A 19314-nucleotide genomic window follows, 5' to 3' on the forward strand; every position below is an offset into this window, starting at 1 on the left:
TTGCTACGCCGCCCTTAGCGGTTTGGCAGACGCGATGCCGCGCAGCCATTCGAGATAATAGGCATAGGCAAAGTGCAGGCCGATGCCGGCGAGCACGAAGAGGCTGCCGAAGACCGGGTTCTTCCCCGTCACGAACAGCAGCACCTGGCCGGACATCGCCAGGATCGTGCCGAAGATGAAGATCGGTAGCGAATGCCGGCCGACCACCGCCAGCGGATGGTCGCGGTCGAGTTTGGCGAGGTTGCTGATCCGAGGCGTCACCGCGATGACGTAGCCGAGCGCCAGCACATGCAGCAATCGCGGCGTGGACAGGAAGGTCTTATCGAAGCCTGTCAGAACGGCCGGAAGACTGAAGGAGAGGTCGATGCTCCAGAACGAGAACAAGACCCAGACGGCGGAAACGGCAAGATAGGCACAGGACAGCATGACCAGCCAGGGCCAGCGCGGCAGCGATCCGCCGTTGCGCACATAGGTCATCATCACCACGCCGATGACGAACAGGAACTGCCAGGACCAGGGATTGAGAAACCAGTAGCCCTCGTCGAGGAAGTTCGACGGCACGAACTTGAAGATGCCCGCGGCGAACCATAGCGCGGCCGAGAGCAGAAGCAGCAGTTTCTTGCTGACGCCGTTCAGCCAGAGGATGCCCGGCAGCAGCAGGAACAGCGCCGCATACATCGACAGGATGTTGTTGTAGCCGAGCTGATGTCCCAAGAGCACCATGGCAACGATGCCCTGCTCCGTCTGCTCCACCATCGGGCGGATGTTGATCTCGCCGATCAGGTCCTGCCTTCCGAAGTAGATCGCGCCGCCGGCAAAGATCGCCAGCGTTACGATGCTCGTCATGATGTGGGCGACGTAAAGCGCCAGGGCCCGGCGCCAGATTTTGAGCGTCATAGCCAGCCGACCGCCGGAGACGAACTTGCCGCCATAGGCGATCCCGACCGAGAGGCCCGAGATTAGGACGAAAGCTTCAGCGGAATCGGAAAAGCCGAAGTTCTTGTGGGTCAGGTATTCGAGATATTGCCCGGGAACGTGATTGACGAAAATCGTCAGGAGACACAGCGCCCTGAACACATCAAGGCGTGTGTCACGCTCCTTCGGAACCAATCGGGCGGACATCGGGTCGACGCCACCCTGAAAAGTCTTTTGCAGCATGCGGTCCGTTTTCCAGGATTTGGCGCCCCTGCCCCATCCCTGTTGAAACGGGTACCGACGTCCCGCCTTTCGCGCGATGCCCGGCACCATGAAGGAGAGCGGGAGGCCATCTGCAGGCGGTTTCCCGCCCGGCACCCCGCTCACGAAATCTACAGCGCCGCGCGTCTTATCAGACGCGCACAGGTCGCTGTAGGACTTTGAATTCCTGCACGACGCTCAGCCGTCGAGGTCGCGCCGCCGGCAAATCCGCAAAGAAAAACCGGCCTTGCCCTTGCGGGAACAAAGCCGGTTTCATCCTGTCTTCAATGCCGGCCGTTACAGCAAAATGCCTTCATGCGCGTTTTTTGTGACACTATTGTTGACGCTGACGATCGGCTCGCCACTTTTCTTGTCGCGTTCGACCGAAATCTTGTGCCGCGCGCCATTGAGCGTCACTTCGGCCGAGTAGCCGTTCCAGGCTGCCGGCAGCACCGGACGGATGACCAGCCTGTCGCCCTGCCGGCGAATACCGAGGATGCCCTCGACGCCGACACGGTAGAGCCAGCCGGCAGATCCCGTATACCAGGTCCAGCCGCCACGCCCCGCCAGATCGCCTTCGCCGTAGATATCGGCGGCAACGACATAGGGCTCGACGCGATAGTGTTCCGCCGCTTCGCGGTTTTCGGCATGCGAAATCGGATTCAGCATCTGGAAGACCCGCCAGGCCTCTTCCGCCCTGCCCTGTTCGGCAAAGGCCAAGGCGACCCAGGTGGCGGCGTGAGTATATTGCCCGCCATTCTCGCGCACGCCCGGCGGATAGGCCTTGATGTAGCCCGGATCCTGCGACGTCCGCTCGAGCGGCGGTGTGAACAGCCGCACGATGCGCTGGTCGGGGTCGACCAGTTCAGCCATGACCGCGTCCATCGCCTTCAGCGAACGCTGCTCGTCGCCTTCGCCCGAAAGCACGCTCCAGGACTGAGCGATCGAATCGATCCGGCACTCCAGAGCCTCACTGGTGCCAAGCGGCGTGCCATCGTCGTAATAGCCGCGACGGTAGTAGTCGCCATCCCAGCCGGCGGTCGCGAGCGCCTTCTTGAGCGCTTCGAGATGCGCCTCCCAGCGCGTGATGCGCGCCTCGTCCTTGCGCTCGCGCGCGAAGGGCAGGAAGCCACGCAGCGTGCCGGCGAGGAACCAGCCGAGCCAGGTGCTCGTGCCTTGACCCTTCTCGCCGACCCGGTTCATGCCATCGTTCCAGTCGCCGGCAAGGAACAGTGGCAGGCCGTTCTCACCGGTCCGCTTGATCGCAAGATCGAGTGCACGGGCGCAATGCTCGTAGACGTCGCCGACCTCTTCGGAAATCTCCGGCTTGTAGAAGGCGTCATGCTGCCCCGCTTCGAGCGCCGGGCCAGTGATGAAGGCAAGCTTCTCGGCAAGGAGATCGGACGTGCCGGTCACCGTGCAATAGCGGGTCACGGCATGGGCGAGCCAGACGACGTCGTCGGAGATCATCGTGCGCACGCCGGCGCCTGTTCCCGGCAGCCACCAATGCTGCACGTCGCCTTCGGTAAACTGGCGGGAGGCAGCGTTGAGGATCTGTGCCCGGGCGAGTTCCGGACGATGGATCAGGAACGCCAGCGTATCCTGCAACTGGTCGCGGAAACCGAAGGCACCGCTTGCCTGATAGAAGGCCGAGCGCGCCATGATGCGGCAGCCGAGGCTCTGATAGGGCAGCCAGTTGTTGATCATGGCGTTGAAGGCCGGATCCGGCGTTTCCACCTTCACGATGTCGGTGAATTCGCGCCAGAACGTCTTGTTCGCCTCCAGCACCGTGTCGAACGCGGTCTCACGCAGTTCGCCGATGATGGCTCGAACCTGATCGTCGGTATCGGTATCGCCGAGGATGAACGTGACCTGCCGTTCGGCACCGGGCTCGATGGAAATGTCCGTTGCGACCACGGCGCAAGGATCGCCGTCGACATCGACGGAGCCCGAAAGATCGGCACCCGAAGTGACCGCCTGCGGCGCCAGAATGCCGCCGATCGCGCCCAGGAACTCCCGGCGGCTGGCGGTGTAGCCGGCCGCATCGCCGCCATCGACGGCGAAGAAGGCGGATCGGCCGGCAAAATCGATGCTGTAAGGGTTGGTCGCCACCAGCGCCTCGGCCGTCTCGTCCCATTTCGAAAGGACGAAGGGCGCCGAACGGGCACGGTTGTTGCCAAGCACCCACTCGTTGTAGCCGTAGAGCCTCAACTGCCGCGCCGACGCCGCACGGTTGCGGACAGACACGCGGACGAGCTTGGCCGGCAGGTTGCGATGCACCGTCTGGACGACCTCGATCTCAAGGTCGTCCTGGGTGCTGCGGAAGATCGAATAGCCGAGCCCGTGCGCCGTCTCGAAGACGACGGAACGGCGGCGCGAGAGCGCCGCATAGGGCGTGGCGACCGTGCCGCTTGCCATGTCGCGGATGAAGATGGCTTCGCCCGGCCGGTTGACGACCGTATCATTGGTCCACGGCGTCAGCTGGTAGTCGCGCGAGTTGCGGCTCCAGGAATAGGCCGCACCCTCGGCCGAGATGTGGAAGCCGAAAGCATCATTGGAGATGACATTGATCCACGGCTGCGGCGTCGCTTCGCCGCCGCGCAGGCGCACGACGTATTCGCGACCGCCATCGGCGAAACCGCCGAAGCCGTTCCAGAAGGAAAGGCCATCGCCCTTGATTTCCGCCGGAGCGGCATCCGCGTCCTCCTGCGGCGCTGCCAGCAGCGGGCCCGAGAACTCGGCGCTCTTTTCGGAGCCTTTCACCGGTGCCGGCGAATAGAGCGAGTTGGCGCGGGCGATCTGGTCGGAGATCGTGCCGTTGCGGGCATGGAAGACCGCGCGCGAGGCCGACAGCAAGGTCGACCACGTCTCCGCCTCCATCAGGTCGCGACGCACCGAGAAGATGTGCTGGCGCGGACCGTCCGAGAGACCGCGAAGCCTCAGGTTCTCGCACATGGAGTCGAGCGCGTGCTGCATGTCCTGGGCATAGGACGAGGCGCGCTCGTTGATGATCACGAGATCGGCGGTGATGCCGCGGGCGCGCAGGTATTCCTGGGCGCGCAGCGCCTCACGGGCGATGCCGAGATCGCCGTCGTCATTGATGCGCAGGCAGAAAATCGGGTAGTCGCCCGAAATCGCCAGCGGCCAGAGCTTCGACTGAGAATCGAGGCCGGCCTGAACCGTCGCCGAATCGGCGCGCAGATGCATGTCCGGATAGACGAGGTAGCGGCCGAGCATCTGGAAGCTTGCCGCTTCCTGCGAGGTCACGCCGACATGGCGCATCTGCACCTGGCTGCGGGTCCAGGCGTGGATGAGCTCCTGGTTGAAGGTCTCCGGATGGCGATAGCGGTCGATCGCGCGATCGACCTCCTCGCGGCTCGGGGCGGCGATCGTCCAGAAGACGACGCTGACCTTCTTGCCGGCGGGTACGCGCACGACCCGGCGCAGCGACATGATCGGATCGAGCGTGAAACCGTCCGTGCCGGAAAGCACCGCATCCGTATCGAAGGCAGCGGCTTCGGCAAGCGTGCGGCCCGGACCGATGAAGCGGCGACGGTCGGTCTCGGCTTCCGTATGGCGGTCGCTGCCGGCATTGTCGGTGACGAGATGCGCCACTTCCATGTCCGGATCGCCGGAGCTGCGCTTGTTGCGGCTGACGCGGATGACATCGCCGCGGCGGCTGATTTCCGTGCGCAGGAACATCTTCGAAAACGCCGGGTGTGCACTGTCGGCCTCATCGGTCGAAAGCACCGGCTCGGCATAGGAGGTCACTTCGATGAAGCGGTCCTGGGTGCCGGTGTTGAGCAGCATGACCCGGCGCCCTTCGGCATCGTGTTCGGTGGCGACGATGCATTCCACCTCGCTGGTGAGATCACCGACGGTCTTGACGAATTCCGCCTTGTCGTCGCCGAAGCGCGTCAGCATCTTCTCACCGGCCGCGCGTCGCGGCTCCGACGTCGCCGACCACCAGTCGCCGGTCGTCGTATCGCGCAGGAAGATGAAGGTACCGGTACGGTCCTCGACCGGGTCCGGCTTCCAGCGGGTAACCGACTGGCCGTTCCAGCGGGCGTAACCGGCGCCGTTGGCCGTCAGCATCACCGAGTAATGGCCGTTGGAGAGAAACACGGTCTCGCGGTCCTGCGAAAGCGGGTTCTCGATGATGCGGACCTCAGGGCGCAGGAGATCGTCCTGGCCCTTGCCGACCGATTCCGGCTCGCGCTTGGCATTCATGATCGGAATGTCGCGCGGCGCCTTTTCCTGCAGCAGCAGTTCGGCGGCTTCGATCACCGGATCGGCGTGGAACCACTCGCGCAGGCGGCCGTTGAAGACGACGTTGGCGACAGCCGCGATCGACATGCCATGGTGGTGGGCATAGTAGTTGCGAACCACCGCGCACTTCTGGCCCTCAGGCACGCGCGTCGGCGTGAAGTCGACGGCGTCGTGGTAGCCGTATGCGCCGAGCGCGCCGACCTCGCGGAGACGCCCGAGGTTGGCGAGCGCCGACTTCGGATCGTACATGCAGGCGAGGATCGAGGCGTAGGGCGCGATGACCGCGTTCTGGCCGAGACCACGCTTGAGACCGAGCGTCGGCACACCGAAGTTGGTGTACTGATAGGTGAGCTCGTGGTCACGCGCGTTGAAGGCGGCTTCCGAGATGCCCCACGGCGTGCCGAGGCGACGGCCGTGGTTGATCTGTTCCTTCACGACCAGATTGTTGGTCTGGTTGAGGATACCACCCTGACGCTCCTGCATGACCAGCGGCGGCATCAGGTATTCGAACATCGAGCCGGACCAGGAGATCAGCGCACCGCGTGCGCCGATCGGCACGATCGGACGGCCGAGCTTGTACCAGTGCTCCGTCGGAAGATCGCCCTTGGCGATGGCAAACAGGCTGGTGAGACGGGCTTCCGACGCAAGAAGGTCGTAGCAGGCCTCATCGAGCTCGTTGGCGTTGACGCGGAAGCCGATCGACAGCAGGCGCCGCTCCGGACGGAACAGGAAACCGAAATCCATCGAGAAGGCGATGTCGCGTGCCCGGTCCTTCATCACCAGCAGGCGCTGGCGCAGCGATTCGATTGCGCCGAGATCGAAGACGCCATCGGCGATATGGGCTTCGCAGGTGGTGACGAGCGAGTTGGCCCACTTCGTCACTTCGCTGCTTTGCGGCGTGCGCACCTCATGGTCGAGGTTGACGGTGAGCTTGTGCATGTCGCGCGCCAGAACGGCCAGGTTGATCACCCGGATCGACGCGAACTCGTGTTCGCGCATGATCGCAGCGAGCGCGTTCTGGAAGCCGACGATGCGCTCCTCGATCAGGCGACGCAGCGGACGCACCGTCTTGCGGTCGTCGGGCAGGTCGCGCAGCACTTCCTGAAGGATCGCAGCAACGTCGCCGATACCGGTGAGACTGCCCTGGACATGCGCCGACGGCGCTTCGGCCCAGTCGCGACACATCGACGACACGGCGATCAGATGACCGGCCAGATTGCCGCTGTCGACCGACGAAATGTAGCGCGGCTCCATGGTTTCGAGCGTATTCGTCCGGTACCAGTTGAACAGGTGGCCGCGATATTTCGGCATCCGGTCGATGGTGGCGATCGTCTGCTCCAGCCGGTTGATCGTCTCCTCGAAGCCGATCCAGCCGAAATCGCGCGCCGACATGACGGAGAGCAGATAGACGCCGATATTCGTCGGCGACGTCCGCTCGGCGAGAACCGGCTGCGGCGTTTCCTGGAAGTTGTCCGGCGGCAGGAAGTGCTGCTCGGCGGTGACGAAGGTCTCGAAGTATCGCCAGGTGCGGCGCGCGATCAGGCGCATCTCGTCGATCGCCTCATCGGAAACGACGAGCTGGTCTTCGGTTTCGGCCGACTGGCTGACGAACCAGGCAACGGCTGGAGACAGGGCCCACAGCAGCGCAAAGGGAATGCCGATGAAGGGCAGGCCGGTGTCGGAAATCGCCGCAAGGGCCAGCGAGATCGCCGACAGCGCCGGCGCAACCCACATGGCGCGGTAATAGTCGCCAATGGTGCCGTGGCCGGCGCTCTGCACCTGCGCGGCCGTGCGCCATTCCAGCATCAGTTTGCCGCTGACGAACGTGCGGTAGAGCGAACGCACGATGGCGTCGCCCATCATGGCCGCATTGTGGGCGATGAAGACGATGCGCAGCGCGACCTGCGCGTTGGCGGCACGGACTTCGTTCAAGACCGCATGCAGGTGCGCTCGGGCAACGATGTCGTTGCGGCGCGGCAGGAGGCCGTTGATCAGCGACAGCGTCGGCGCCACGAACAGGCTGAAGATCAGCACGATCTGCCAGATCAGCGCTTCGGTCGGCTCCATGTAGTACCAGCCCATGACCGAGGCGACGAGCCAGGCAAGCGGGATCAGCGAGCGGCGCAGGTTGTCGTACATCTTCCAGCGTCCGAGCATCGACAGCCCGTTCGACAGATTGAAGATATAGGGCAGCAGCTGCCAGTCGCCGCGCGCCCAGCGATGCTGGCGCGACATTTCCACCTCGTAGCGGGTCGGGAAGTCCTCGACGAGTTCGACGTCGGTCACCAGCGCGCAACGCACGTAGGAGCCTTCGAGCAGGTCGTGGCTGAGAACGGCGTTTTCCTGGATGCGCCCCTTCAGCGCCGCCTCGAAGGCGTCGACATGATAAAGGCCCTTGCCGGTGAAGCTGCCTTCGCCGGCAATGTCCTGATAGACGTCCGAAACGGTGAAGACGTAAGGGTCGATGCCGCGGTTGGAGGAGAAGATGCGCTGGAAGGCGGAGGCTTCGCTGCCCGTCGTCAGCGACGGCGTGACGCGCGGCTGCAGCAGGCTGTAGCCGGCGATTACGTTCTGCGTTTTCGGATCGACAACCGGACGGTTGATCGGATGGTACATCTTGCCGACGAGCTTCGTCACCGCATCGCGCATCAGGCGCGTGTCGGAATCGAGCGTCATCACGTACTGAACGTTTTCCGGCACCGTGTTGGCGCCCTGCAGGAACGAGGTGTCGCGGTCACCGCGCAAGAGCATGTTCAGCTCGTGCAGCTTGCCACGCTTGCGCTCCCAGCCCATCCACACACCTTCCTGCTCGTTATACAGGCGGCGGCGATGCAGCAGGTAGAATCGGGTCTTGCCGTCATAGGCATAACGCGCCGAGAGCTGAGCGATCTCGCGCTTGGCATAATCGAGCACATCGGCGTCGGTACTCGATTCCTCGTCCTTGCTGTCAGCCCAGTCGCTGACCAGTGCAAAGTAGATCTCGCCGCGCGGGTTGGCGAGATAGTGGACCTCGAGATTGCGCACCAGTTCGTCGACGTGATCGCGCTTTGAAATCAGGCAGGGCACCGCAACGAGCGTGCGGGCGTCCTCGGGGATCCCGTCGAGGAACTCGTAGCCGACCAGCCGCGACGGTTTGACGAACAGCGTCACCAGCGTGTTGAACAGGCCCATCGCGCCTTCCGAGGCCGGCAGCGCGAAAAGCAGCAGCATGATCAGCTTCGCGCCACTCGGGATCGCCATCGGGCTGACGAAGGAGTAGACGGCGATCATCGCCAGGATGGTCAGAAGGATGTTCGGCCCGGCGATCGCAAACCAATCGAGCCTGCGGCTGAGGCGAATGATGGTCTGCAGCACCGACGGCCGGTAGCTGATCTTCTTTTCCAGAAGCTTGCGTTGCTTGCCGACAAGGAAGGATCCGACATTCGGCTGCTGCAGCGGCGCTTCCGTCTCGGCCGCGACTTCCGCCTCGCGCACCATCTGGATGGCGATTTGCGTCACTTCGAATTCGCTGTGCCCCGAACGGCGCGCCAGCTTTTCGATCGTGTCGCGGTACTTGTTGCGCGACCCGAAATCGAGCGCCGCATAATCGGAGCCTTCACGCAGCGCCGCATCGATCTTGCTGACGCTTTCGAACCAGACGGCCCAGTCGGTGTCGTCGATCTCGCGCAGGCTGCGGATGATGTTGCTCATCGTCGCATTGCCGGACGACAGGCGGTTCTGCTCGGCGACCAGCGCGCTTTCGACGTCGCTGCCGCGCTTCTCGAGCTGATCCTCAATCCAGCCGATCACGGCGCCCGAGGTCTGCGACCCGTCACGCATGCGGTAGAGCAGCTGCGCGACGAAGGTGTTGTCGGCCGCCAGCGCTTCCGATTCCGCAAGCAGCGTGCGCGACTTTTCCGGATCGCTGAGGCGAATGATCTGGTCGGCGACGTCGTTTGCCTTGCGCCGCATGCCGCGCGAGCGTTCGACGCGGATGGCAATCCGCCGCAAATTTTCGATCAGCACGAAGCGCAGGATCGACGGCAAGGCCCAAAGTTCGCCGATCTTGAAGGTCTCGTGCTTCTGGAAGCCCTCGACCATCGCCGTGATGCTTTCGCGCGTCACCGTGCTGTGGGTGTGGGCAGCGTAGAGCCAGGCGAGCGCCATGGTGCGCGGGATCACCGTGCCCGAAACCGAAATCGTTGGGAGCTGGCGATAGAACCGGCGCGGGAAATCGCGCCGCACTTCCTGGATCGCCTCTTCGACGACGTGATGGTTGTCGAGCAACCATTCGGCGGCCGGCGTGATCGTTGCCCCGGCCTCGACGTCCGCGGCCGTCGCCCGGTAGACGCGCAGGATCTCGTTCTCGTTCTCGCGATGCCGCGGACGGAACTCGAACGGGAAGAAGCCCGGCAGCGAGGAGACACCCTTGGCCGCGAGATCCTCGCCGCATTGCCGGAGGTCCTCCATCGAAAAGAAGGTGGAGCGGATCGAATCGTTGTAATCGATCTGCTTCGCTTCCGGTTCGCGCGGTGAGGTGGGCGGCGTAGTTTGGAGCTGCATGGGTACGGGTTCTGAATCCAACCGGGGTTGATCGGCCCGGCCCTCGTCGGGGTGCCGGGTTGGCTGCGGTCCTGAGAAATCAGGTTGAGCCGGCGCGTTGCTAGACACGGTCATGTGTCCTCCCATCCACCGTCATTTCCCGGGAAACCGGGATCTGGCGGTAACAGGCACCGCCCTCGACTGGGCATCGGAGATCGCAAAGCCGGCGGCGCATTGGTTTTCAAGGCCGCGGTGATGCATGAAAATGGCATTTTTTAGCCGTGGTGCCAACAGCTTGCAAGGATTGCTCATACAAGATCGGACGTTTTGCGCACAGCCGAATCAAGCCGGAACCGGCCGCTGTGCGCGCCCCCAGTGGCACTTCGATACAACTCTTTCAAATGCCCTCTTTCAAGCTTCATCGCGGGTGGCAGACGAGGCGAAACGTGATGGGGCGAGGAAGGTTCCCACGAATTTTCGACAAAAGCACCGCAGGTCAGCCCACCTGCTCGGTGATCCACTCGCGAAACGCCAGGCTGATCGGGTTTTCGAGCTTGCCCTCGGGCACCGCGAGGTAATAGCTGTTTTCCGTCTGCATCGGCCGGTCGAGCACGATCTGCAGCGTGCCGGCGGCAATTTCCTGCTCGATCAGGTAGCGTGGCAAAAGAGCAAAGCCGAGCCCGGCGGTCGCCGCCTCGATCACCATGGAAAACTGATCGAAACGGTTGCCGCGATAAGCGCCGCGCCCGTCCATGTCGTTGGCCTCGAACCATTGCGCCCAGAGTTTTGGCCTTGTGGCGAGATGGAGCATCGGCCCCGTGACGATATCTTCAGGGGAGGCAACCGGATGGGTTGCCAGCATGGCGGGACTTGCGGCGGGCACGATGATCTCACTGCAGAGATAGCTGCAGGTAGCGCGCGCCCAGACCGGCTGCCCGTAATGGATAGCCAGATCGAAATTCTGCTCCTCGAAATCGAACGGCGCAGAGCGCGAGGCGATGTTGATCACCGTGTCCGGATGGCGCTTGAGGAAATCGGGGAGACGCGGCACCAGCCAGCGGCTGCCGAAAGTCGGCAATGACGCGATCGAGAGCGTCGAATCCGCCCGGGCAGACGCCATCGCCCGCACCATCAGTTCCTCGGTCTGGTTGAGCAGGCGGCGCACCTCCGGCAGAAACTTCTGCCCGGCATCCGACAGGATCACACGCTGGCGCACACGCTCGAACAGGAGCACCCCGAGCTGGTTTTCGAGATCCTTGATCTGGCGACTGACGGCGCTCTGCGTGAGGTTCAGTTCGGCTGCGGCCTGCGTGAAGCTGCCGTGTCGCGCCGCACATTCGAACGCCTGCAGCGTCGTCACGTCGGGAACCAGTCTTCGGCTCAACTTCATTCCGCCCTCGCATCAACATAGTCAGAAGCAACGCGATCAATGGCCAGTTCGATCGGATATGATCCGAAATGAGAATGACCTTGTCCTTCACCCATAGCGCGAGGCGAGCCCCAGTGAAAGAGAATAGTTTCGTATCCGCCGACGACATCCGCTCGGCCTTTTCCGCAGCCATGTCGGTCATGTACCGCGAAGAGGTGCCGGCCTACGGTACGCTGATGGAGCTGGTCGCCAAGGTCAACGACGATACGCTCGCCGCCGACCCCAAGCTGAAGGAGCGCCTCGACGCGACGGACTCGCTCGACCGCATCTCCGAGGAGCGCCACGGCGCGATCCGGCTCGGCACCCCTGCCGAACTCGCTATGATGCGCCGCGTCTTCGCCGTCATGGGCATGTACCCGGTCGGCTACTACGATCTCTCGACCGCTGGCGTTCCCGTGCATTCGACCGCCTTCCGCCCGGTCGGCGACGCCGCGTTGAAGCGTAATCCGTTCCGCGTCTTCACCTCGCTGCTCCGTCTCGACCTCATCGCCGATGAAGCGCTGCGTGCCGAAGCCGAAGTTATTCTGGCCGCGCGCCAGATCTTCACCGCCGGCGCCGTCGAACTCACGGAAAAGGCCGAGCGCGACGGCGGTCTCGACAGGGTGGATGCAGAGCGCTTCGTCTCGGAAGTGCTCGAAACATTTCGTTGGCACGACAAGGCCAATGTCAGCCCCGACATGTACAAGCGCCTGCATGACGCCCATCGCCTGATCGCCGACGTCGTCTCCTTCAAAGGCCCCCACATCAACCACCTGACGCCGCGCACGCTCGACATCGACAAGGTGCAGGCGCTGATGCCGGCATACGCGATTGCCCCGAAGGCCGTCGTCGAGGGCCCGCCGACCCGCAAGTGCCCGATCCTGTTGCGCCAGACCTCGTTCAAGGCGCTCGAAGAGCCGGTTTCCTTCAAGGATGCCGACGGCATCTGGAAGGAAGGTTCGCACACCGCCCGCTTCGGCGAAATCGAACAGCGCGGCATCGCGCTGACACCCAAGGGCCGCGCGCTTTACGACGAACTGCTCGACGCCTCGCGCAAGATCGTCCGCCCGGCGGCCGACGGTTCCAACGCGCGCGAATACGAAGCGGCACTTGCCGGGGCTTTCGAGCCTTTCCCGGACACCTGGGCAGGCATCCGCGAAGCCGGGCTCGGCTACTTCAGCTATTCGCTGACGGAAAAAGGCCGCAAGGCCGGCGTCTCCGGCAAGCACGACATCGAAGCGTTGATCGCCGCTGGCCTCGTCCAGTTCGACGCGATCGTGTATGAAGACTTCCTGCCGGTCAGCGCCGCGGGCATCTTCCAGTCGAACCTCGGCGACGGGGCGCAGCAGGATTTCGTCGCCAGCCCGAACCAGAAGCGCTTCGAGGCCGATCTCGGTGCGACCGTGCTCAACGAGTTCGATCACTATGTCGGTATCGAGCAGGCTTCGATCGAAAGCTGCATTCAGGCCTTGACCGGCGCCATCGCTGCGGAATGATGCTTCCCTGATGATCGACCAACTGCACATCGACGCGCTCACCGACATCCTTGGAGACAAGGGTGTCGTCACGCGTCCGGAAGACCTGGAAGCCTACGAGACCGGCGCGCGCTATGATCGCGGCCGGACGCCGCTCGTGCTGCGGCCGGCGACGACCGAAGAGGTTTCCGCCGCTGTCGCCTATTGCGTCACCAACGGCATCGCGCTGATCCCGCAGTCCGGCAACACCGGCCTCGTCTCCGGCTCGACGCCGGATCAGTCGGGCGACGAAGCCATCCTCAGCCTCGACCGGCTGGCAAAACGCTTCGAACTCGACCTCGACAACCGCTCGGTTCGGCTCGACGCCGGCTTCCGGCTGTCCGATCTCAACCGGCGGCTGGAAGAGCACGGCCTGTTCTTCCCGATCGATCTCGGCGCCGACCCGCGCATCGGCGGCATGATCGCCACCAATACCGGCGGCTCACGCTTCCTGAAATACGGCGACGTGCGCCGAAACACGCTCGGCCTCAAGGTGGTGCTGGCCGACGCGGACGGCACCGTGCTCGACCTGCAATGCGACTTGCGCAAGAACAACACCGGCGTTGACTGGAAGCAGATCTTCGTCGGCACCTCGGGCGCCTTCGGCATCGTCACCGAATGCGTGCTCAACCTCGAGCGCCTGCCGCAGCAGACGGCAACGGCACTGCTGGTTCCGGCGAGCGGCGCCCATGTGATGCCGCTGCTGCGCGCCATGGAAGAACGCCTCGGCGCCTACCTTTCGGCCTTCGAGGGCATGTCGAGCAATGCCGTCAAGGCAGCCTTTGCCCACGTGCCGTCGCTGAAAAACCCGTTCCAGGCTGGCCAAGTCCCCGACTACGTCATTCTCGCCGAGATCAGCCGCACCTGGGCACCGCGCGAAGGCGAACAGTCGCTCGACGCCGTGCTGGAAACGGCGCTGGCCGAAATCTGGGAGACGGAGGAGGCACCGCTCGCCGACGCCTTCGTCGGCCCGCCGCACGAAATCTGGGCGCTACGCCACGCGCTGTCTGAGGGCGTCAAGCACCTGGGCAAGCTGATCGCCTTCGATGTCTCCTTCCGCCGGGGTGACATCATGGCCTTCTGCGACCATACGAAGGCCGAAATGCCCTCGAAATTCCCCGACGTGACCGTCTGCGATTTCGGCCATATCGGCGACGGCGGCGTGCACTTCAACCTCGTCGTGCCGAAGAACAGCGATCTTCTCAAGGACGAGACTTTCGAACCCCGGCTACGCGAATGGGTTTTCGCCGTCGCCGTCGAGGAATATCACGGCAGCTTCAGCGCGGAACATGCGATCGGCCGCCGCAATCAGGCCTATTACGACTTTTATACACCAGACAAACTCAAGGACATGGCCGCGGGCCTGAAGACGCTGACCTCGCCGGGAAAGCTCGGCAGTGTGCGTTTCGGATAGGCCAGAGCGGAATGAGGAAAGTGTGTGCGGTCTTCCGCCGACATTTCGCTCCAACGAATGATCTAAACCAATAAAACGGGAGTCAGACCATGAACATCGCAACCAAGAAAGTCGACGTGACCAAGGAAGCCGCCGCGCTTCTCGAAAAGATGGGCGTCGCCAAGGAACTCTACACCGGCGGCGACATGCCGTCCTATAGCCCGGTTACCGGCGAGAAGATCGCGACCCTCAAGACGGTTTCGGCCGCTGAAGCCGCCGCCAAGATCGACCAGGCCCATGAAGCTTTCAAGGCCTGGCGCCTGGTTCCCGCCCCGAAGCGCGGCGAACTGATCCGCCTGCTCGGCGAAGAACTGCGCGCCTTCAAGGCCGACCTCGGCCGCCTGGTTTCGATCGAAGCCGGCAAGATCACCTCCGAAGGCCTCGGCGAAGTGCAGGAAATGATCGACATCTGCGATTTCGCAGTCGGCCTTTCCCGCCAGCTCTATGGCCTGACGATCGCCACCGAGCGTCCCGGCCACCGCATGATGGAAACCTGGCACCCGCTCGGCGTCGTCGGCGTCATCTCCGCCTTCAACTTCCCGGTCGCCGTCTGGTCGTGGAACACCGCACTGGCGCTCGTCTGCGGCAACTCCGTCGTCTGGAAGCCGTCGGAAAAGACCCCGCTCACGGCGCTTGCCTCGCAGGCGATCTTCGAGCGCGCGCTCGCCCGCTTTGGCGATGCGCCGGAAGGCCTGTCGCAGGTCCTGATCGGTGACCGCACCGTCGGTGAAGTTCTCGTCGACAACCCCAAGGTTCCGCTCGTATCGGCCACCGGCTCGACGCGCATGGGCCGCGACGTCGGTCCGCGCCTCGCCAAGCGCTTCGCCCGCGCCATCCTCGAGCTCGGCGGCAACAATGCCGGCATCGTCTGCCCGTCGGCCGATCTCGACATGGCGCTGCGCGCCATCGCCTTCGGCGCCATGGGCACCGCCGGCCAGCGTTGCACCACCATGCGCCGCCTGTTCGTGCATGAAAGCGTCTACGACCAGCTCGTTCCGCGCCTGAAGAAGGCCTACGGTTCGGTCTCTGTCGGCAACCCGCTCGAAACCACCGCCCTCGTCGGCCCGCTCGTCGACAAGGCTGCCTTCGACGGCATGCAGAAGGCAATCGCTGAAGCCAAGTCGCATGGCGGCACCGTCACCGGCGGCGAGCGCGTCGAGCTCGGTTATCACAACGGCTACTACGCCAAGCCCGCTCTCGTCGAAATGCCCAAGCAGGCCGGACCGGTTCTCGAAGAAACCTTCGCGCCGATCCTCTACGTCATGAAATATAGCGACTTCGACGCCGTCGTTGCCGATCACAATGCGGTCGCAGCCGGCCTGTCGTCCTCGATCTTCACCCGCGACATGCAGGAATCCGAGCGCTTCCTCGCCGTCGACGGCTCGGATTGCGGTATCGCCAACGTCAACATCGGCACCTCGGGCGCCGAAATCGGTGGCGCCTTCGGCGGTGAGAAGGAAACCGGCGGTGGCCGCGAATCCGGTTCGGACTCGTGGAAGGCCTACATGCGCCGCGCCACGAACACGGTGAACTATTCGAAGGCTCTGCCGCTGGCGCAGGGCGTGTCGTTCGACATCGAATAATCGGCGCGCCCAGGTAGGTAGAGACCATGACCATCAACGCAACGGTCAAGGAGGCGGGCTTTGAGCCCGCCTCGCGGATCTCCTCGATCGGAGTGTCCGAAATCCTCAAGATCGGCGCCCGCGCGCAGGCCATGAAGCGCGAAGGCAAGCCGGTCATCATCCTCGGTGCGGGCGAGCCGGATTTCGACACGCCCGACTTCGTCAAGGACGCCGCCTGTGAGGCGATCAAGCGCGGTGACACCAAGTACACCGCCCTCGACGGCACGCCGGAGCTGAAGAAGGCGATCCGCGAGAAGTTCCAGCGTGAAAACGGCCTTGCCTACGAGCAGGACGAGATCACGGTTTCGACCGGCGCCAAGCAGATCCTGTTCAACGCCATGATGGCGTCGATCAACCCCGGCGACGAGGTGGTCATCCCGACGCCCTACTGGACCTCCTATTCGGATATCGTCCAGATCTGCGAAGGCAAGCCGGTTCTGATCCCCTGCGACGCCTCCTCCGGCTTCCGGCTGACGGCCGACAAGCTCGAGGCTGCAATCACGCCGCAGACGCGCTGGGTGCTTTTGAACTCGCCTTCGAACCCGTCGGGTGCCGCCTATAGCGCGAGCGACTACCGGCCGCTGCTCGACGTGCTCCTCAAGCATCCGCATGTGTGGCTGCTGGTCGACGACATGTACGAGCACATCGTCTATGACGGCTTCCGCTTCGTCACCCCGGCCCAGCTCGAGCCCCGCCTCAAGGACCGCACGCTCACGGTCAACGGCGTCTCCAAGGCCTATGCCATGACCGGCTGGCGCATCGGCTATGCCGGCGGTCCGCGCGACCTGATCAAGGCGATGGCTGTCGTCCAGAGCCAGGCGACCTCCTGCCCCTCCTCCGTCAGCCAGGCCGCTTCGGTTGCCGCACTGACCGGTCCGCAGGAGTTCCTGAAGGAACGCACTGCCAGCTTCCAGCGCCGCCGCGATCTCGTCGTTACCGGCCTCAATGCCATCGACGGCCTCGATTGCCGCGTCCCGGAAGGTGCCTTCTACACCTTCTCCGGCTGCGCCGGCATGCTCGGCAAGGTCACGCCCTCGGGCAAGGCAATCGCAACGGATACGGACTTCTGCGCCTACCTGCTCGACGACGCCCACGTCGCCGTTGTTCCGGGCTCCGCCTTCGGTCTCTCGCCGTTCTTCCGCATTTCCTATGCGACCTCGGAAGCGGAACTGAAGGAAGCGCTCAAACGCATCGCCGACGCCTGCGCTCGGCTTTCTTGACGAACTCCGGACGGCGCCTCGGCGCCGTCCGCTCCTAGAACGTCGGCGGCGTACAGGCGCTGATCACTTCGCAAGGCACCGGCCCGACGCAGCGAAAACGATGCGGCCGCCGGCTTTCAAAATAATAGGCATCCCCCGGTCCCAGGATCCGCCGCTCATCGTCGACGGTGACCTCGATACGGCCCGACAACACGATGCCCCCTTCCTCGCCGTCATGCACCAGCGGCACTTTCCCGGTATCGGCGCCCGGCTGATAGACCTCTTTCAGGATCTGCAGGCTGCGGCCGAAGAGGTTTTCGCCGATCTGGCGATAGGAAATCGGCCCCTTGCCGATCTCGACCAGTTCCTCCGCCGCATAGAACGCCTTGCGCGGTCGTTCCGGTTCGAAGGAGAAGAATTCCGCAAGCCCAATCGGAATGCCGTCGAGAATACGCTTCAGCGCACCGACGGAAGGATTGGAGGCGTTCGACTCGATCAGCGATATCGTCGAATTGGTGACGCCGGCGCGCTTGGCCAGTTCGCGCTGCGACAGATTGTGCATCAGGCGGAGATGACGAAGCCGGTTTCCGATATCGACGGTCATATGATCCGAACCCTTGGTGTTCAGGTTGTTCGAAATAGCGCAAAAACGCTACAACGGTACAATAAATTTCAATGACTTAACTGACATCAGAAAAGGACTTGTTTGGCAAATCAAATCATGGCGTCAATCGCCGAACTCAGGAGGATGCCATGAACCAGCACACCAAACCCAACGCCCCCGTTCTCGACAGCTATTGGATGCCGTTTACCGCCAACCGGCAGTTCAAGCAGGCTCCGCGCCTGCTCGCGTCCGCCGAGGGGATGCACTACACCAGCACCGATGGCCGCACGATCCTCGACGGCACTGCCGGGCTCTGGTGCGTCAACGCTGGCCATGGCCGCCGTCAGATCGCCTCGGCCGTCGAGCGCCAGCTGTCGACCATGGATTTCGCCCCGTCTTTCCAGATGGGCCATCCGATTGCTTTCGACTTCGCCGAGCGCCTCGCCGAAATCGCGCCGGGTCCGGAAGGCCAGAAGCTCGACCGCGTCTTCTTCACCGGTTCGGGTTCTGAATCGGTCGACACGGCCCTGAAGATGGCGATCGCCTATCAGCGCGCGATCGGCCAGGGCACCCGCACGCGCCTGATCGGCCGAGAACGCGGCTATCACGGTGTCGGCTTCGGCGGCATTTCGGTCGGTGGCATCCTCAACAACCGCCGCGTCTTCCCGCAGCTTCCTGGCTCCGACCACCTGCGCCACACGCATGACCCCGCGAAGAACGCCTTCGTCAAGGGCCAGCCGGAACACGGCGCCGAGCTTGCCGACGATCTCGAGCGGCTGGTGGCGCTGCATGGCGCCGAAACCATCGCCGCCTGCATCGTCGAGCCGGTCGCTGGCTCGACCGGTGTCCTCATCCCGCCGAAGGGCTACCTCGAACGCCTGCGTGCCATTTGCGACAAGCACGGCATCCTCCTGATCTTCGACGAAGTCATCACCGGCTTCGGCCGCCTCGGCGCCGCCTTTGCCACCGACTTCTTCGGTGTAACCCCGGATATGGTGACGGCGGCCAAGGGTCTCACCAACGGTGCGATCCCGATGGGCGCGGTCTTTGCCAGCCGCAAGGTGCATGACGCGCTGATGCATGGGCCCGAAAACGCGATCGAGCTCTTCCACGGCTACACCTATTCCGGCCATCCGGCCGCCTGCGCTGCCGGTATCGCCACGCTCGACATCTACCGCGACGAGGGCCTCATGACCCGCGCCGTCGAGCTGCAGGACGCCTGGCACGACGCCATGCACTCGCTGAAGGGCCTGCCTCATGTCATCGACATCCGCACGATCGGCCTGATCGCCGGCATCGAGTTGCAGTCGCGCGACGGCGCAATCGGCGCCCGCGCCTACGACGTCTTCGTCGATTGCTTCGAGAAGGGCCTGCTGATCCGCGTCACCGGCGACATCATAGCCTTCTCGCCGCCACTGATCGCCGAAGAGAAACATTTTGGCGAGATCGTCTCGATCCTCGGCGATGCGCTGAAGCGCGCCAAGTAAGCCCAAGCGACGCACGACAAGGCAACGCCGCCGCCGAAGATCTCGGCGGCGGCGTCTGCAT

Annotated in this window: 9 protein-coding genes; 5 read left to right on the forward strand and 4 right to left on the reverse strand. The window is 63.8% G+C overall.

The window, feature by feature from the left end:
• Positions 1-3: 3 nt before the first annotated feature.
• The 3 genes from opgC to IB262_RS17070 form a co-directional block, all read right to left on the reverse strand.
• Positions 4-1158: an OpgC domain-containing protein gene (gene opgC / locus IB262_RS17060; protein WP_112976175.1), complete on the reverse strand. Its 1155-nt coding sequence runs from the start codon at positions 1156-1158 to the stop codon at positions 4-6.
• A 315-nt stretch (positions 1159-1473) separates the two neighbouring features.
• Complete coding sequence (ndvB, locus tag IB262_RS17065) at positions 1474-10101, reverse strand: cyclic beta-(1,2)-glucan synthase (protein WP_112976176.1); 8628 nt, start codon at positions 10099-10101, stop codon at positions 1474-1476.
• Between the two features lie 361 nt (positions 10102-10462).
• Positions 10463-11356: a LysR family transcriptional regulator gene (locus IB262_RS17070; protein ID WP_034802979.1), complete on the reverse strand. Its 894-nt coding sequence runs from the start codon at positions 11354-11356 to the stop codon at positions 10463-10465.
• Positions 11357-11469: 113 nt separating this feature from the next.
• Between IB262_RS17070 and IB262_RS17075 the strand changes: the two genes are divergently transcribed.
• The 4 genes from IB262_RS17075 to IB262_RS17090 all read left to right on the forward strand — a co-directional run bounded on the left by IB262_RS17075 (position 11470) and on the right by IB262_RS17090 (position 17183).
• Positions 11470-12870, forward strand: a complete 1401-nt coding sequence (locus IB262_RS17075; RefSeq protein WP_083523858.1) for a VOC family protein — start codon at positions 11470-11472, stop codon at positions 12868-12870.
• A gap of 10 nt (positions 12871-12880) precedes the next feature.
• Entirely contained in the window at positions 12881-14302 is a 1422-nt protein-coding gene (locus tag IB262_RS17080; protein WP_112976177.1) for an FAD-binding oxidoreductase, read from the forward strand.
• 89 nt (positions 14303-14391) lie between these two features.
• The gene (locus IB262_RS17085; RefSeq protein ID WP_112976178.1) at positions 14392-15924 is read left to right on the forward strand and encodes an aldehyde dehydrogenase family protein; all 1533 of its coding nucleotides are present in this window, start codon (positions 14392-14394) and stop codon (positions 15922-15924) included.
• Positions 15925-15950: 26 nt separating this feature from the next.
• Positions 15951-17183: a pyridoxal phosphate-dependent aminotransferase gene (locus tag IB262_RS17090; RefSeq protein WP_089044277.1), complete on the forward strand. Its 1233-nt coding sequence runs from the start codon at positions 15951-15953 to the stop codon at positions 17181-17183.
• Between the two features lie 34 nt (positions 17184-17217).
• On the opposite strand, the gene IB262_RS17095 is transcribed toward IB262_RS17090, so the two are convergent.
• On the reverse strand, positions 17218-17766 hold the full coding sequence (locus IB262_RS17095) for a cupin domain-containing protein (protein WP_060521493.1): 549 nt from the start codon (positions 17764-17766) through the stop codon (positions 17218-17220).
• 149 nt (positions 17767-17915) lie between these two features.
• On the opposite strand from IB262_RS17095, the gene IB262_RS17100 reads away from it, so the two are divergent.
• Complete coding sequence (locus IB262_RS17100) at positions 17916-19253, forward strand: aspartate aminotransferase family protein (protein WP_034802996.1); 1338 nt, start codon at positions 17916-17918, stop codon at positions 19251-19253.
• The last annotated feature ends 61 nt before the right edge of the window (positions 19254-19314 follow it).

It is taken from the genome of Ensifer sp. ENS02, from assembly GCF_014851885.1.
Lineage (GTDB): Bacteria > Pseudomonadota > Alphaproteobacteria > Rhizobiales > Rhizobiaceae > Ensifer > Ensifer adhaerens.

Coding starts and splice junctions, on each gene's coding strand:
- opgC (WP_112976175.1), bottom strand. CDS start 1,158: ATGCTGCAAAAGACTTTTCAGGGTGGCGTCGACCCGATGTCCGCCCGA.
- ndvB (WP_112976176.1), bottom strand. CDS start 10,101: ATGACCGTGTCTAGCAACGCGCCGGCTCAACCTGATTTCTCAGGACCG.
- IB262_RS17070 (WP_034802979.1), bottom strand. CDS start 11,356: ATGAAGTTGAGCCGAAGACTGGTTCCCGACGTGACGACGCTGCAGGCG.
- IB262_RS17080 (WP_112976177.1), top strand. CDS start 12,881: ATGATCGACCAACTGCACATCGACGCGCTCACCGACATCCTTGGAGAC.
- IB262_RS17085 (WP_112976178.1), top strand. CDS start 14,392: ATGAACATCGCAACCAAGAAAGTCGACGTGACCAAGGAAGCCGCCGCG.
- IB262_RS17090 (WP_089044277.1), top strand. CDS start 15,951: ATGACCATCAACGCAACGGTCAAGGAGGCGGGCTTTGAGCCCGCCTCG.
- IB262_RS17095 (WP_060521493.1), bottom strand. CDS start 17,766: ATGACCGTCGATATCGGAAACCGGCTTCGTCATCTCCGCCTGATGCAC.
- IB262_RS17100 (WP_034802996.1), top strand. CDS start 17,916: ATGAACCAGCACACCAAACCCAACGCCCCCGTTCTCGACAGCTATTGG.